Source organism: Mesorhizobium marinum (genome assembly GCF_040813675.1).
Classification (GTDB): domain Bacteria; phylum Pseudomonadota; class Alphaproteobacteria; order Rhizobiales; family Rhizobiaceae; genus Mesorhizobium_K; species Mesorhizobium_K marinum.
The window spans coordinates 450,887-466,012 of record NZ_JBFOCI010000002.1 but is presented as its reverse complement, the minus strand read 5'-3'; the positions used below and the strand labels follow the sequence as shown (position 1 = coordinate 466,012).

14 protein-coding genes are annotated in these 15,126 nt (G+C 66.1%); 10 read left to right on the top strand and 4 right to left on the bottom strand.

Annotated features, from left to right (window positions below):
• Positions 1–15 precede the first annotated feature (15 nt).
• Positions 16–678 carry a YggS family pyridoxal phosphate-dependent enzyme gene (locus ABUE31_RS07830; protein ID WP_367722965.1) on the bottom strand — a complete coding sequence of 221 codons (663 nt, stop codon included), beginning with the start codon at positions 676–678 and terminating at the stop codon, positions 16–18.
• Positions 679–823: 145 nt separating this feature from the next.
• Here ABUE31_RS07830 and leuS point away from each other — a divergent pair, with 145 nt between their 5' ends.
• Genes leuS through ABUE31_RS07815 form a run of 3 tightly spaced genes read left to right on the top strand, consistent with a single transcriptional unit; the run spans position 824 to position 4,979 of the window.
• Entirely contained in the window at positions 824–3,457 is a 2,634-nt protein-coding gene (gene leuS, locus ABUE31_RS07825) for a leucine--tRNA ligase (RefSeq protein WP_367722964.1), read from the top strand.
• Positions 3,444–3,992, top strand: a complete 549-nt coding sequence (lptE, locus tag ABUE31_RS07820; protein WP_367722963.1) for an LPS assembly lipoprotein LptE — start codon at positions 3,444–3,446, stop codon at positions 3,990–3,992. The genes leuS and lptE overlap by 14 nt, the downstream gene beginning before the upstream one ends.
• An 18-nt stretch (positions 3,993–4,010) precedes the next feature.
• Positions 4,011–4,979: a Bug family tripartite tricarboxylate transporter substrate binding protein gene (locus tag ABUE31_RS07815; protein WP_367722962.1), complete on the top strand. Its 969-nt coding sequence runs from the start codon at positions 4,011–4,013 to the stop codon at positions 4,977–4,979.
• Between the two features lie 13 nt (positions 4,980–4,992).
• Here ABUE31_RS07815 and ABUE31_RS07810 read toward each other — a convergent pair whose 3' ends face one another.
• Positions 4,993–5,799, bottom strand: coding sequence for a 2-keto-4-pentenoate hydratase (locus ABUE31_RS07810; protein WP_367722961.1), 807 nt, complete (start codon positions 5,797–5,799; stop codon positions 4,993–4,995).
• A 6-nt stretch (positions 5,800–5,805) separates the two neighbouring features.
• Positions 5,806–6,462 carry a fructose-6-phosphate aldolase gene (fsa, locus tag ABUE31_RS07805; protein WP_367722960.1) on the bottom strand — a complete coding sequence of 219 codons (657 nt, stop codon included), beginning with the start codon at positions 6,460–6,462 and terminating at the stop codon, positions 5,806–5,808.
• Between the two features lie 105 nt (positions 6,463–6,567).
• Here fsa and ABUE31_RS07800 point away from each other — a divergent pair, with 105 nt between their 5' ends.
• On the top strand, positions 6,568–8,766 hold the full coding sequence (locus ABUE31_RS07800) for a primosomal protein N' (RefSeq protein ID WP_367722959.1): 2,199 nt from the start codon (positions 6,568–6,570) through the stop codon (positions 8,764–8,766).
• A gap of 24 nt (positions 8,767–8,790) precedes the next feature.
• Here the strand turns inward: ABUE31_RS07800 and ABUE31_RS07795 are convergent, their stop codons facing one another.
• Positions 8,791–9,309 (bottom strand): SAM-dependent methyltransferase, encoded by a 519-nt coding sequence (locus ABUE31_RS07795; RefSeq protein ID WP_367722958.1) that lies wholly within the window; start codon positions 9,307–9,309, stop codon positions 8,791–8,793.
• Between the two features lie 136 nt (positions 9,310–9,445).
• Between ABUE31_RS07795 and ABUE31_RS07790 the strand changes: the two genes are divergently transcribed.
• From ABUE31_RS07790 to ABUE31_RS07765, 6 genes are all read left to right on the top strand, one after another.
• The gene (locus ABUE31_RS07790) at positions 9,446–9,841 is read left to right on the top strand and encodes an AGROH133_08824 family phage infection protein (protein ID WP_367722957.1); all 396 of its coding nucleotides are present in this window, start codon (positions 9,446–9,448) and stop codon (positions 9,839–9,841) included.
• A gap of 236 nt (positions 9,842–10,077) precedes the next feature.
• Entirely contained in the window at positions 10,078–10,638 is a 561-nt protein-coding gene (locus ABUE31_RS07785; protein WP_367722956.1) for a F0F1 ATP synthase subunit delta, read from the top strand.
• The gene (gene atpA, locus ABUE31_RS07780) at positions 10,638–12,167 is read left to right on the top strand and encodes a F0F1 ATP synthase subunit alpha (RefSeq protein WP_367722955.1); all 1,530 of its coding nucleotides are present in this window, start codon (positions 10,638–10,640) and stop codon (positions 12,165–12,167) included. The genes ABUE31_RS07785 and atpA overlap by 1 nt, the downstream gene beginning before the upstream one ends.
• Positions 12,168–12,182: 15 nt before the next feature.
• Positions 12,183–13,067: a F0F1 ATP synthase subunit gamma gene (locus ABUE31_RS07775; protein ID WP_367722954.1), complete on the top strand. Its 885-nt coding sequence runs from the start codon at positions 12,183–12,185 to the stop codon at positions 13,065–13,067.
• A gap of 57 nt (positions 13,068–13,124) precedes the next feature.
• Positions 13,125–14,597: a F0F1 ATP synthase subunit beta gene (gene atpD / locus ABUE31_RS07770; protein WP_367722953.1), complete on the top strand. Its 1,473-nt coding sequence runs from the start codon at positions 13,125–13,127 to the stop codon at positions 14,595–14,597.
• Between the two features lie 104 nt (positions 14,598–14,701).
• A complete protein-coding gene (locus ABUE31_RS07765; protein WP_367722952.1) occupies positions 14,702–15,100 on the top strand; it encodes a F0F1 ATP synthase subunit epsilon in 399 nt (132 codons plus the stop codon).
• Positions 15,101–15,126 lie beyond the last annotated feature (26 nt).

The window sequence follows — 15,126 nt, the reverse complement described above, 5'->3', positions numbered from 1 at the left end:
CGCGCCGGCCGACCGTCAGCGCGTGCCGAAGATCGCGCTGCCGATGCGGACGCTCGTTGCGCCGAACGCGACCGCCGTCTCGTAGTCGCCGGACATTCCCATCGACAGCTTGCCCAGGCCGGCCTCCCTCGCGAGCTTCGCCAGGAGCGCGAAGTGCGGCCCGGGATTCTCGTTCGCGGGGGGGATGCACATCAGGCCCTCGATCGACAGGCCGTGCGTCTCGCGGCAGCGCTTTACGAATGCGACAGCGTCGCGCGGTTCGATACCGGCCTTCTGCGGCTCGGAGCCGGTGTTCACCTGGACGTAGAGCCTGGGCCTCCTGCCTTGCCTGGCGATCTCCTTCGCCAGTTCGGCGGCGATCTTCTCGCGGTCCACCGTCTCGATGACATCGAACAGCCCGACCGCCTCCTTCGCCTTGTTGGACTGCAGCGGACCGATCAGGTGCAGTTCAATGCCGGCAAACTCTTCCTTGAGCGCAGGCCATTTGCCTTGCGCTTCCTGCACGCGGTTCTCGCCGAAGATGCGATGGCCCGCCTCGATGACGGGTCCGACCTCGCCGGCCGCAAAGGTCTTGGTCACGGCGACAAGGACTGCCGAACCCGTCGGTCGGCCGGCATCGCGCTCGGCCGCGGCGATCCTCTCCTTGACGATTTCCAGCCGTTCGACCGTGCCGTCCATGCCTCAATCCGCTCCATTCCGGGGCATATGCCGCCTGCCATACAGTTGACGCTTCCCGCAAACCATGGTGAAGGTCCGCCCCAATGTCCCGATCCGCCGGGTGCGCCTTGCGGGTCGCCGCTCCTGTTTAAGTGAAATACCCGTCATGGCAACCGAACGATACAATCCGCGTGCGGCCGAACCCAAATGGCAGAAGGCCTGGGATGCGGCAAAGCTCTTCGAGACGAAGAACGAGGATCCGCGCCCGAAGTATTACGTGCTCGAGATGTTCCCCTATCCGTCCGGGCGCATCCACATGGGCCACGTTCGCAACTACACGATGGGCGACGTCGTGGCGCGCCACCGCCGCGCGCTCGGCTACAACGTGTTGCACCCGATGGGCTGGGACGCCTTCGGTCTGCCCGCCGAGAACGCGGCGCGAGACCGCGGCGTCAACCCGCGCGCCTGGACCTACCAGAACATCGAGGCGATGAAGGCCCAGCTCAAGGTGATGGGCCTTTCGCTCGACTGGGCGCGCGAGATCGCGACCTGCGACCCCAGCTACTACAAGCACCAGCAGAAGATGTTCCTGGACTTCTGGAAGGCGGGCCTCGTCGAGCGCAAGTCGGCCAAGGTCAACTGGGACCCCGAAGACATGACGGTGCTCGCCAACGAGCAGGTCATCGACGGGCGCGGCTGGCGTTCCGGAGCCCTGGTAGAGCAGCGCGATCTGACCCAGTGGTTCTTCAAGATAACGGCGATGGCGCAGGAGCTGCTCGACAGCATCGACACGCTCGACCAATGGCCGGACAAGGTCAAGCTGATGCAGGCGAACTGGATCGGCCGGTCGGAAGGCCTGCTGCTGCGCTGGCAGATCGATCCCGCGACCGCGCCTGGCGGCGAAGTCGCGCTCGACGTGTTCACTACGCGGCCCGACACGATCTTCGGCGCCTCCTTCATGGCGATCGCCGCGGATCACCCGCTGGCCAGGAAGGCTGCGGAAGGCAATCCGAAGCTGGCTGCGTTCATCGAGGAAATCGGCCATCGCGGGACGGCGGCCGCCGATCTTGAGACCGCCGAGAAGAATGGCATGGACACCGGCATCCGTGTCGTCCATCCCTTCGACCCGTCCTGGACGCTGCCCGTCTATGTCGCCAACTTCGTCCTGATGGACTACGGCACCGGCGCGATCTTCGGTTGCCCGTCGGGCGACCAGCGCGACCTCGACTTCGCAAACAAGTACGGCCTGCCCGTGGTGCCGGTCGTCATGCCCGAGGGCGCCGACGCCGCCACCTTCAGGATCCTCGAGGAAGCCTTCGTCGACGACGGCGTGATGATCAACTCGCGCTTCCTCGACGGCATGAAGCCGAAACAGGCCTTCGACGAGGTAGCCAACCGGCTGTCGGGCATCTCCATCGGCGGCCGGCCGCAGGCCGAGCGCAAGGTGCAGTTCCGCCTGCGCGACTGGCTGATCTCGCGCCAGCGCTACTGGGGCTGCCCGATACCCGTCGTTCACTGCGACGCCTGCGGCTCCGTGCCGGTGCCGGAAGCGGCGCTGCCGATCGAACTGCCTGTCGATGTCAGCTTCGACCGGCCGGGCAATCCGCTCGACCATCACCCGACCTGGAAGCACGTCGCCTGCCCGCAATGCGGCAAGGACGCGCGACGCGACACCGACACGATGGACACTTTCGTGGACTCGTCCTGGTATTTCGCCCGGTTCACAGATCCCTGGAACGAGCAAGCGCCGACGACGCTCTCGGCGGTCGACGGGCCAAGCGGCTGGCTGCCCGTCAACCAGTATATCGGCGGCATCGAGCATGCGATCCTGCATCTGCTCTATTCGCGCTTCTTCGCCCGGGCCATGAAGGCGACCGGCCACCTGAACTCCGTCGACGAGCCCTTCCAGGGCCTGTTCACGCAGGGAATGGTCGTTCACGAGACTTACAAGGGCCCGGACGGCTGGGTGACCCCGGCCGAGGTCAAGGTCGAGGACTTCGACGGCACGCGCAAAGCGTTCCTGCTCGACGGCGGGACGCCGATCGAGATCGGGCCGATCGAAAAGATGTCGAAGTCGAAGAAGAACGTCGTCGATCCTGACGACATCATCGGCAGCTACGGCGCCGATACCGCCCGCTGGTTCATGCTCAGCGATTCGCCGCCGGAGCGCGACGTCATCTGGACGGAGGCCGGCGTCGAGGGCGCGCACCGCTTCGTTCAGAGGCTCTGGCGCCTCGTGTCGGAGGCAGCGCCGTCGCTGGCCGGCGTTGCCCCCAAGGCGGCGCGCGAAGGCGAGGCGGCGGAGATTTCGAGAGCGGCGCACAGGGCGGTGAAGGCCGTCGGCGAGGAGATCGAGCGGCTCGGCTTCAACAAGGCCGTGGCGCGCATCTATGCGCTCGCCAACGCCCTGCAGGGTCCGGTCGCCGACATCGCCGCCGGCAAGGCGTCCGCCGAGGTTGCCGCCGCGGCGCGCGAGGCGCTCGACATGCTGGTGGTGCTGATCGCGCCGATGATGCCGCATCTGGCGGAGGAGTGCTTCGCGGCGCTCGGCGGCTCCGGTCTCGCCGCCGACCGGCTCTGGCCGGCGTTCGATCCGGCGCTCACGGTAGACAACGAGATCGTCATGCCGGTACAGATCAACGGCAAGAAGCGCGGGGATTTGACAATCGCCCGCGACGCGGATCAAGGTGCGGTCGAGAAGGCTGCGCTTGAACTCGAAGTCGTGCGCAAGGCTCTCGAGGGGAAGAAGCCGCGCAAGGTGATCGTCGTGCCGCAGAGGATCGTCAATGTCGTCGTTTGATCGGTTCCTGTCGGTGGCCCGTCGCCGAGCCGCGATCTTCCTGGTGGCCGCGCTGCCCTTCGCCTCGGCCTGCACGGTCCAGCCGCTCTATTCCAACCCGTCGTCCGGCTCGCCGCAGGCGGCGGTGACCGCGGATCTCTCGGCGATCGCGATCAAGCCGGTCAAGCAGCGCTATGCGCAGCAGGTTCGCAATCATCTGATCTTCCTGTTCGGCCGCGGCGCCGGACAGCCGGCGTCGCCGGCTTATTCGCTGACGCTCGTCGTGACCGCCGTCCACCAGTCGGCGGCGGTCGTGCAGGTCGGCGACGACAATGAACCGACCGCCGGCACGGTGACGATGACGGCAAACTACTCGCTCGCGGCTGCGTCGAGCGGCGAGGTGGTCGCCTCCGGCCGTCGCATGATCTCGGCGCAGTATGACGTGCCGCGCCAGGAATTCGCGGCCTATCGCGCCCGTCTCAACGCAGAGGACCGGGCCGCCCGTGAACTGGCCGAACTGTTGAACCTGACGCTGGCGCAGGAACTCTCGAAGTAGAGCCGATCGGCGATTGCGATGAAACGGATCGCGGCAGCCCTGGCTTTCTGCCTGCTGCCGTTCGCTTTGCCGGCCATCGCCCAGGACACCTACCCATCCAGGTCCATCACCATGATCGTGCCCTTCGCGCCGGGCGGATCGACCGATGCGATAGGACGCATCGTTTCGGAAGGACTGCGTCAGGTGCTTGGCCAGACGGTGGTCGTCGAGAATCGCGCCGGCGCCGGCGGATCGATCGGCACGGCGGCGATCGCAGACGCGCCGCCCGATGGCTACACGATCGGCATCGGCACCGCCTCGACGCTCGCGATAAATCCGGCAACCTACAAGAACCTGACTTTCGACGTTCATGAGGATGTGGTGCCGATTGGCGGCATTGCCGATGTCCCGAACATCATGTCGGTCAACAAGTCGGTTCCGGCGGCCGACATTGCCGCCCTGGTCGAGCTGTGCCGTGCCAATCCCGGGATGTTGTCCTATGCATCGGCCGGAAACGGTTCGGTCAGCCATCTGCTTGGCGAGCAGTTCAGGCTGGCAACCGGGTCGGACATCGTCCACGTTCCCTACAGGGGCGCCGGCCCCGCGTTGACCGAAGTCGTCGGCGGCCAGGTCGAGATACTATTCGACAATCTGCCGACCTCGTTGCCGTTCGTGCTCGATGGACGACTGCGTCCGCTCGCTGTTTCCGGCGCATCGCGCGTGCCAGCCTTGCCTGAGGTGCCTACCTTCGCCGAGGCCGGACTGGAAGATATGAACTGGATGGCCTTCTTTGGCCTTGTCGCGCCGAAGGGTACGCCGGAACCGATCATCCGCAAGCTGGGCGACGCGCTCGGTCAGGCATTGGCGCTGCCGGCCATACGCGAGAGGCTCGTTGCCCAGCAAGCCATTGTCACCGCCAGCCCACCAGAAGCCTTCAAGGCGCAGATCGAGCAGAATCTCGATCTTATGCGCCGCGCGGCGGCGGCCGCCAATATCCAGCTGGAATAGCCGTCGATGCGGCTCAGGCGATCTCCACCGAAAGCCCGGGAAGGTCGATGCCGTCGAGTTCGGTAGACCAGCGTTCGCCCGGCGTCACCGGGAAGGCGCGCGTCAAAGTCCCCGTGGTTACGATTTCGCCGGCGCGCAGCGGCGGATTGAGGGGATCGTCGGCGAGCACCGACGCGAGATGCGCCAATGCCTGGACCGGCCCGTCCAGAACGTTCGCCCCCGAACCGCTGCCGGCGGGCTCGCCGTTGCGAAACAGCCGGATCGTCAGGCGCGACAGCCGGGCCGCCAGCGTGCGGCGCTCGTCGTCCGAGAGCTTTCGCTTCGGCCCGATGAACAGCCGCCCGTGCAGGCCGCCGTCGGCCACGCAGTCGGCGACCGTGAAGCGCCATCCCGGGAAAATCGACTGCACGAACTCGAAGCCGTGCGCCATCCAGCCGATCGATGCGGCGATGTCGCCGAGGTCCATGGCCGGCGTGACGTCGCGGGCCAGTCCGAGCACGATCTCGGGTTCGATGCGCGGTTCCGGCAGCATCGACACCGCAACGCGTCCACCCGGCGGAACGGCGAAGGTCGTCGTGTCGTAGATGTCGCCCCAGATCGGCCGGAATACGCCGTATTCCGCCCAGATGGTGCGGTTCGTGAAGCCGATCTTGCGGCCGACCGACTTTTCGCCGCGCGCGACCCGCAGGCCGCGCAGGCTGGCCGTCACGGCATAGGCGTCGGCCTCGGTGAAGCCGGGATCGTTGTCGGTGAACGGCCTGATCTGGCGTCCGCCGTCGATCGCCTGCAGAACTGTGGCGGCGATCGCGGCGGCGTCCATTGCGGATCAGCCGATCTTCTGGCCTGTCTTGGCCCAGTCGGCGAGGAAGGCGGCGAGCCCCTTGTCCGTCAGCGGGTGGCTGACAAGGGCGCGCAGCGTCGCCGGTGGTGCGGTAATGACATCGGCGCCGATGAGCGCGGCCTGCTTGACGTGGTTCACCGTGCGCACCGAGGCGGTCAGGATCTCGGTCGGGTAGTCGTAGTTGTCGTAGATCTGACGGATCTCGGAGATCAGTTCCATGCCGTCGGCGCCGGTATCGTCGATGCGGCCGACGAAGGGCGATATGAAGGATGCGCCGGCCTTGGCTGCAAGCAACGCCTGGTTGGCCGAGAAGCAGAGGGTCACGTTGACCATGCGGTCCATCTCGGTGCGGATGGTGCGGCAGGCCTTCAGGCCGTCCAAGGTCAGCGGCACCTTGATGCAGACGTTCGGCGCGATCTTGGCGAGCGCCTTGGCCTCGCGCATCATGTCCTTGTATTCGGTCGCCACGACCTCGGCCGAAACCGGTCCCTCGACGATCGAGCAGATTTCCTTGGTCACCTTGGCGATGCTGCCGCCCGACTTGAGGATCAGCGACGGGTTGGTGGTGACGCCGTCGAGCAGGCCAAGGTCGTTGAGTTCACGGATTTCCTTGACGTCTGCGGTGTCGACGAAAAACTTCATGGCGGTCTCCTGGTCGTACGTGTGGCGGTCTGCGCGCGCGATGTTTCGGGCATCTGGCCGTGCTGGACTTTGCTCTAGCCGAAAGTCGCTGCAAGGTCACGCGCCATGACAGACGATTCGCGCCCCGGCCGACCGGCCCCCGTACGCTCGGCGCCGGTGCTCGTTCCGATGCCGGCCGAGAGGCCTTATACCTATCAGGTGCCCGATGGGATGGATGTCGCGCCGGGCTCGATCGTGCGCGTGCCGCTCGGGCCGCGCGAGGTGGCCGGCATCGTCTGGGACAGCGCCACCGACCCCGTCGATCCGAAGAAGCTGAAGCCGATCTCGGAAGTCTTCGACTGCCCGCCGATCGACCAGGAAACCCGCCGCTTCGTCGACTGGATCGCATCCTACACGCTGTCCGCGCCCGGGATGGTCGCCCGCATGCTTCTGCGCGCCCCGGCGGCGTTCGATCCGGAGCCGTGGACGGAAGGGCTGCGGCGTACCGATGCCGTTCCCGACCGCATGACCAGCGCGCGCGCGCGCGTCCTGGAAACCGCCGATGACGGCCTAGCCTGGACGCGTTCGGGTCTCGCGCATGCAGCGGGCGTGTCCTCGACGGTCGTCGACGGACTGCGTGACCAGGGTGTCTTCGAGACGGTGATGATCCCGCCGCGGCCGGTGGTCGCCGTGCCCGACACGGGGTACGCTCGCTCCGAGCTTTCGGCGGACCAGCAGGCGGTCGCCGATGCGCTTCGCGCCGCCGTGGACAACGGCGGCCCGGGCGTGACGCTGATCGACGGCGTCACCGGCTCCGGCAAGACGGAGGTCTATTTCGAAGCGGTAGCCGCCGCGCTCGACAGGAACCGGCAGGCGCTGATCCTGCTGCCGGAAATCGCGCTTACCCATGCGTTCCTCGAACGCTTCCAGGATCGGTTCGGCGCAAAACCGGCCGAATGGCACTCCGACCTGCCGCCGCGCATGCGCGAGCGGGTGTGGCGGCAGGTCGCCGAGGGGAGCGTCCGGGTTGTCGCCGGGGCGCGCTCCGCACTGTTCCTGCCCTTCCAGGAACTCGGCCTGATCGTCGTCGACGAGGAGCACGACCCCGCCTACAAGCAGGAAGACCGCGTCCCCTACAATGCCCGCGACATGGCGGTGGTGCGCGGCCACATCGGCGGCTTTCCGGTCGTTCTCGCCTCGGCGACGCCCTCCATCGAAAGCCGCGTCAATGCCGACCAGGGCCGCTATGCCAGGGCCGTGCTTTCGGCCCGATTCGCCGAAGCGTCGCTGCCCGACCTCAGGACCATCGACCTTCGCCGGGCGCCGCCTGCGCGCGGCGGTTTTCTGTCGCCGGCGCTGCTGACGGAAATGCGCAACACTCTGGCGCGCCAGGAGCAGTCACTGCTTTTCCTCAACAGGCGGGGATACGCGCCGCTGACGCTCTGCCGCGTCTGCGGCCACCGTTTCCAGTGCCCGGACTGCTCGAGCTGGCTTGTCGAGCACCGCTTTCGCGGGCAGCTCGTCTGTCACCATTGCGGCCATCATGAAAAGCGGCCGGACGCATGCCCCGAATGCGGGACCTTCGACCATCTGGTCGCCTGTGGCCCGGGCGTCGAGCGCGTCGCTGAAGAGGTCGTCGGCCATTTTCCCGATGCGAGGACCATCGTGCTTTCGTCGGACCTCTTGGGCGGGGTGAAGCGCCTGCGGCTCGAGCTGGAAGCCATCGCCAACGGCGAGGCGGACATCGTGATCGGCACCCAGCTCGTCGCCAAGGGACACAATTTCCCGAACATGACCCTTGTCGGCATCGTCGACGCAGACCTCGGTCTGGCGAACGGTGATCCCAGGGCTGCCGAACGCACGTTCCAGCTGCTGAGCCAGGTCACCGGCCGTGCCGGCCGGACCGGAAAGAAGAGCCTCGGACTGCTGCAGACCTATCAGCCGGACCATCCGGTCATGCGCGCGATCGTTTCCGGCGACGCCGAGGCCTTCTACCAGCGCGAGATCGCCGAGCGGGAAAGGGCGGGATTGCCGCCCTTCGGCCGCCTGGCGGGCATCATCGTCAGCGCAGCGACCCGGGCCGAGGCGGAGGGCCACGCGTGGGCGCTTCGCCGCGCCGCGCCCGCTGCGGCCGATATCCAGGTTCTCGGACCGGCCGAGGCGCCGATCGCCCTGCTTGCAGGCCGCCACAGGTTCCGCCTGCTCGTCCATGGCGAACGCCGTTCCGACATGCAGGGCTTCATCCGCGCCCTGCTGGCCGCCGGCCCGAAGGTGCGCGGCTCGGTGCGCGTTTCAGTCGACATCGACCCGCAAAGCTTCCTGTAGAGGCGACGATGGCCGGGCATGTCGTCATGCCGGCCTCGCGGTGACGCCGATCTGCGCGACCTTGCCGAGCGTCGTTCCGAAGAACTGGCTCGTGAAGCCGTTTTCCGCGAACTGCGCCGTGAGCGCCTCCCTGATCCGCTCGCCCTGTCCCGCCGACGGCGGTTCGTAGAACAACCAAAGTCTGCCGCCGTCCGTCAGCAGCCTCCTGGCTGAATCGAGCGCCGGCCCGGCGTTCAGCCAGAAGACGTTCACATTGATCGCGAAAATGACGTCGAAGCGCGCCGCGCCCGGAGCGAAGGTCTCGATCGACGCCTGATGGAACGTTGCCCTGTCGCTCGCGGCAAGCTCGGCGTTGGTCGCCGCCGCGGCATCGATCGCGACTTTCGAGCGGTCGATTGCCGTGATCGTTCCCCGCCGCAACGCCGCGCCGACGACGGAGGCGGCGATCCCGCGCCCGCAGCCGATTTCCAGGACGGTCTCGTTGCCGGACAGGGCGAGCCGCTCGAGCGCCCATCCGATCCGCGCCGGCACCCTGGTCGCCATTTTTCCATCCCTGCTTCAGACGCCGTTTGGCGCAATGCACGCGCGCCGCTAGTATGACTGCTGGAAGACTCTCGATTAGAACCAGTTCCACGATTCGGATGTGCCGGTCGAAGCGACATCGGCCAGAGGAGGCATCATGGAGTTCGCATTTCCCTGGCCGACCACGCAGGGCGAATGGCTCGCCTGGGTCAGCGCGGCCGTCACCGTGTTCTTTGGCGCGGTTCTTCTCTTTGCGCCCGGCCTCTCGTTCCGGCTGTTCAGGCTGCCGGCAAACCCCGAGCGTCCGGAGGCCTATGCCGCCGCCCGCGCCAACATGGCGGGCTTCTATCTCGGACTCGGCCTGTCGGCGCTGCTGCTCGCCCAGCCGCTGCTCTACATGGCGCTCGGCTTCTCCTGGCTGTTCACAGCCTTCGGCCGTATCGTGTCGATGATGTCGGATCGCGGCACCGGCCTTTCGAACTGGCTCTGGCTGGTCGTCGACACAGTGCTGGCGGCGCTCGCGCTCGCCTTTGCCCTGGGCATGGTCGCCTGATTGACGCGCGCGTCGCCCGGCGTGTCCGGGCGGTGCGACAAAAGTGCCGGAAAGGCCGCCCGGCAACGTGTTGCGGTCGCCGAAAGCCTGTGCTAGACGGCATTCGACTTTCGACAGGGGGGATGCGGAGCGCGTATGCTCATGTCGAGGAAAATCCAATAAGGCCAAGTACTTAGCCAGCTCGACAGCTAGCCACGTGCACTTTGCGGCCGGACCAGAAAGAGAAAAGACGATCCGTGGCACAGTCAAGCTCGCCAGTCTCCGGTATCGCCGAACGTTACGCAGGCTCCCTCTACGAGCTCGCGGTCCAGTGCAGTTCCGTAGACAAGGTCGAGGCTGATCTCGGACGCTTCGAGGCGCTGCTTTCCGAAAGCGAGGATCTGGCTCGCATGATCCGCAGCCCGGTTTTCTCCGCCGAAGAGCAGTTCAAGGCCGTGGCCGCGATCGCCGACAAGGCGGGCATCACAGGCCTCGTCGGCAACTTCCTCCGTGTCGTCGCGCAGAACCGCCGCCTATTCGCGGTACCGTCGATGATCCGCGCATTCCACGCCATCGCGGCGGACGCGCGCGGCGAGGTTTCGGCGGAGGTGGCCACGGCGCATCCGCTGTCGGCTGCACAGCAGGACGAACTCAAGGTGGCGCTCAAGGGCGTTACCGGCAAGGACGTGACAATCGCCGCGACGGTCGATCCGTCGCTGCTCGGCGGCCTCGTGGTGAAGATCGGCTCGCGCCAGATCGACACGTCGCTCCGGACTAAACTCAATTCGCTCAAGCTTGCACTGAAAGAGGTCGGCTGATGGACATCCGCGCCGCGGAAATCTCCGCAATCCTTAAGGACCAGATCAAGAACTTCGGCAAGGAGGCCGAGGTTTCCGAGGTCGGTCAGGTTCTCTCGGTCGGCGACGGCATCGCCCGCGTCTATGGTCTCGACAATGTCCAGGCCGGTGAAATGGTCGAGTTCCCCGGCGGCATCCGCGGCATGGCGCTGAACCTCGAAGAGGACAATGTCGGCGTCGTCATCTTCGGTGCCGACCGCGACATCAAGGAAGGCGACATCGTCAAGCGCACCGGCGCGATCGTCGATGTGCCTGTCGGCAAGGGCCTGCTCGGCCGCGTCGTCGACGCACTCGGCAACCCGATCGACGGCAAGGGCCCGATCAAGGCCGACGAGCGTCGCCGCGTCGACGTCAAGGCGCCCGGCATCATTCCGCGCAAGTCGGTGCACGAGCCGATGTCGACCGGCCTCAAGGCCATCGACGCGCTGATCCCGATCGGCCGCGGCCAGCGCGAGCTGGTCATCGGCGACCGCCAGACCGGCAAGACCGCGATCATCCTCGATACCTTCCTCAACCAGAAGCCGCTCAACGACGGCAACGACGAGGGCGCCAAGCTCTACTGCGTCTACGTCGCCGTCGGCCAGAAGCGCTCGACCGTCGCCCAGTTCGTGAAGGTCCTGGAGGAGCGCGGCGCGCTCGAATACTCGATCGTCATCGCCGCGACCGCCTCGGATGCTGCGCCGATGCAGTTCCTGGCGCCCTTCGCCGGCTGCGCCATGGGCGAATATTTCCGCGACAACGGCATGCACGCCGTGATCGCCTATGACGACCTGTCGAAGCAGGCCGTCGCCTACCGCCAGATGTCGCTCTTGCTGCGCCGCCCGCCGGGTCGCGAAGCCTATCCGGGCGACGTGTTCTACCTGCACTCCCGCCTTCTCGAGCGCGCTGCGAAGCTCAACGACGAGAACGGCAAGGGTTCGCTCACCGCGCTGCCGGTCATCGAGACCCAGGCCAACGACGTGTCGGCCTACATCCCGACCAACGTGATCTCGATCACCGACGGCCAGATCTTCCTCGAGACCAACCTGTTCTTCCAGGGTATCCGTCCGGCCGTGAACGTCGGCCTGTCGGTGTCCCGCGTCGGTTCTTCGGCGCAGATCAAGGCGATGAAGCAGGTTGCCGGCTCGATCAAGGGCGAGCTCGCGCAGTATCGCGAGATGGCCGCCTTCGCGCAGTTCGGCTCTGACCTCGACGCCGCCACGCAGCGCCTGCTCAACCGGGGCGCGCGCCTGACCGAGCTGCTCAAGCAGCCGCAGTTCTCGCCGCTCAAGACGGAAGAGCAGGTTGTCGTGATCTTTGCCGGCGTGAACGGCTACCTCGACAAGCTGACCATTCCGCAGGTCGGCAAGTTCGAGCAGGGCCTGCTCGCCCACATGCGCTCGGACGGCAAGGACGTACTCGAGACGATCCGCACCGAGAAGCAGATCAGCGACGATACCCGCGCCAAGCTCAAGGAGCATATCGACGCCTTCGCCAAGAACTTCGCCTGAGCTGACGGTTAAGGCATGGCTTCGCTAAAAGACCTCCGCAACCGGATCGCCTCGGTCAAGGCGACGCAGAAGATCACCAAGGCCATGCAGATGGTCGCGGCGGCGAAGCTGCGTCGCGCGCAGGAGGCTGCCGAGGCTGCGCGTCCCTATTCGCAGCGCATGGGCGCCGTGCTCGCCAACATCGCCCAGGCGGTCGGCGGCGGTGGCGATGCGCCGGCCCTGATGACCGGCACCGGCAAGGACGACACGCATCTGCTGCTCGTCTGCACCGCAGAGCGTGGGCTTTGCGGCGGCTTCAACAGCCAGATCGCGCGTTTCGCGCGCGATCACGTCCGTCGTCTCCAGGGCGAGGGCAAGACCGTCAAGATCATCTGCGTCGGCAAGAAGGGCTTCGATATCCTTCGTCGCGACTTCGCCTCGCTGATCATCGACCGCGTTGACCTGCGCGAGGTGAAGTCCCTGAACTTCACGCACGCCGACGCCATCGGCAAGAAGATCATCGAACTCTTCAACGATGGGCAGTTCGACGTCTGCACGCTGTTCTACTCCGAGTTCAAGTCGGTTATCAGCCAGGTGCCGACGGCGCAGCAGATCATCCCTGCGGCCGCTTCGGTGGCGTCCAGCGAGGCCGAATCGGGTGGCGCGGCAGTCTACGAATACGAGCCGGAGCCGGGCGAAATCCTCTCCGACCTCATCCCGCGCAACATCTCGGTCCAGGTCTTCCGGGCCCTGCTCGAAAACGCCGCCGGCGAGATGGGCGCCAAGATGAGCGCGATGGACAATGCGACGCGCAACGCCGGCGACATGATCGGCAAGCTGACGATCACCTACAACCGTCAGCGGCAGGCGCAGATCACCAAGGAACTGATCGAAATCATTTCGGGCGCGGAAGCGCTCTAGGCCCCGGGCGGTAACTCCGCAGGCGCCTGCAACAGGATAAGACGAGAGGCACGAAAGATGGCGAAAGCAGCTTCCACCAAGAAGGCCGACGGGGCCGCTGCCCAGACTGGCCACGTCGCACAGGTCATCGGCGCGGTTGTCGACGTTCATTTCGACGGCGAACTGCCGAAGATCCTGAACGCGCTGGAGACGATGAACGGCGACAACAAGCTGATCCTCGAGGTCGCCCAGCACCTCGGCGAGAACACCGTGCGCTGCATCGCCATGGACATCTCCGAAGGCCTCGTTCGCGGCCAGCCGGTTACCGATACGGGCGGCCCGATCACGGTGCCGGTCGGCGACGAGACCCTCGGTCGCATCATGAACGTCATCGGCGAGCCCGTCGACGAGGCCGGTCCGGTCAAGACCGCTTCGCGCCGTGCGATCCACCAGGACGCGCCTCCCTATGTCGACCAGTCGACGGAAGCGCAGATCCTCGTCACCGGCATCAAGGTCGTCGACCTGCTCGCCCCTTACGCACGCGGCGGCAAGATCGGTCTGTTCGGCGGCGCCGGCGTCGGCAAGACGGTTCTGATCCAGGAACTCATCAACAACGTCGCGAAGGCGCACGGCGGCTACTCGGTGTTCGCCGGCGTCGGCGAGCGCACCCGCGAAGGCAACGACCTCTATCACGAGATGATCGAGTCGGGCGTGAACAAGGACCCGCACGAGAACAACGGCTCGACCGAAGGTTCCAAGTGCGCCCTGGTTTTCGGCCAGATGAACGAGCCGCCGGGCGCGCGCGCCCGCGTCGCGCTGTCCGGCCTCACAATCGCCGAGCATTTCCGCGACCAGGGCCAGGATGTGCTGTTCTTCGTCGACAACATCTTCCGCTTCACCCAGGCGGGTTCGGAAGTGTCGGCTCTGCTCGGCCGCATCCCGTCGGCCGTGGGCTATCAGCCGACGCTCGCAACCGACATGGGCGCGATGCAGGAACGCATCACCACCACGACCAAGGGCTCGATCACCTCGGTGCAGGCCATCTACGTTCCGGCCGACGACCTGACCGATCCGGCGCCGGCCACGTCGTTCGCGCACCTTGATGCGACGACCGTGCTCAACCGCGCCATCTCGGAAAAGGGCATCTACCCTGCCGTTGACCCGCTCGACTCGACCTCGCGCATGCTCGATCCGATGATCGTCGGCGAAGAGCACTATTCGGTCGCCCGCCGCGTTCAGGAAATCCTCCAGCGCTACAAGTCGCTGCAGGACATCATCGCGATCCTGGGCATGGACGAACTGTCGGAAGAGGACAAGGTCACGGTTGCACGCGCCCGCAAGATCGAGCGCTTCCTGTCGCAGCCGTTCTTCGTTGCCGAGGTGTTCACCGGTTCGCCGGGCCAGCTCGTGCCCCTCGAAGACACGATCAAGAGCTTCAAGGGTCTCGTCGACGGCGAGTACGACCACCTGCCGGAAGCGGCCTTCTACATGGTCGGCGGCATCGACATGGCGGTCGCAAAGGCACAGAAGCTCGCTGCGGAAGCGGCGTAAGGATGAGGGAGTAGGGAGTAGTGAATGGTCTGTGGTGAATTCGTGAGATCGGCGTCAAAGCCACTCACTGTTCTCTGCTCACCGTTCCCTGCTCACTAGATTCGATGGCTGAAGCTTTCCAGTTCGAACTCGTTTCCCCCGAACGTCTTCTCGTCTCCGAGAAGGTCGAGTCGGTCGTCATTCCGGGTGCGGAAGGCGAGATGACCGTGCTTGCCAACCACGCGCCGGTCATGACCACCATCAAGCCGGGCGTCGTTACCGTGAACAAGAGCGCCGGCGAAACCGAGCGCTACTGCGTGTTCGGCGGCTTCGCTGACATCCTGCCCGAGGGTTGCACGCTGCTCGCCGAATCGGCGGTCGCCGTCGAATCGATCGACCGCGAAGATCTGGCCAAGCGCATCCAGGACGCCCGTGAGGACGTCGCCGATGCCAAGGACGAGCAGACGCGCGCGCGCGCGGAGCAGTATCTCAGCCACCTGACGACGCTCGAGGCGGCGATCTAGTCCATCCGCCGGACCGGACAAAGAGC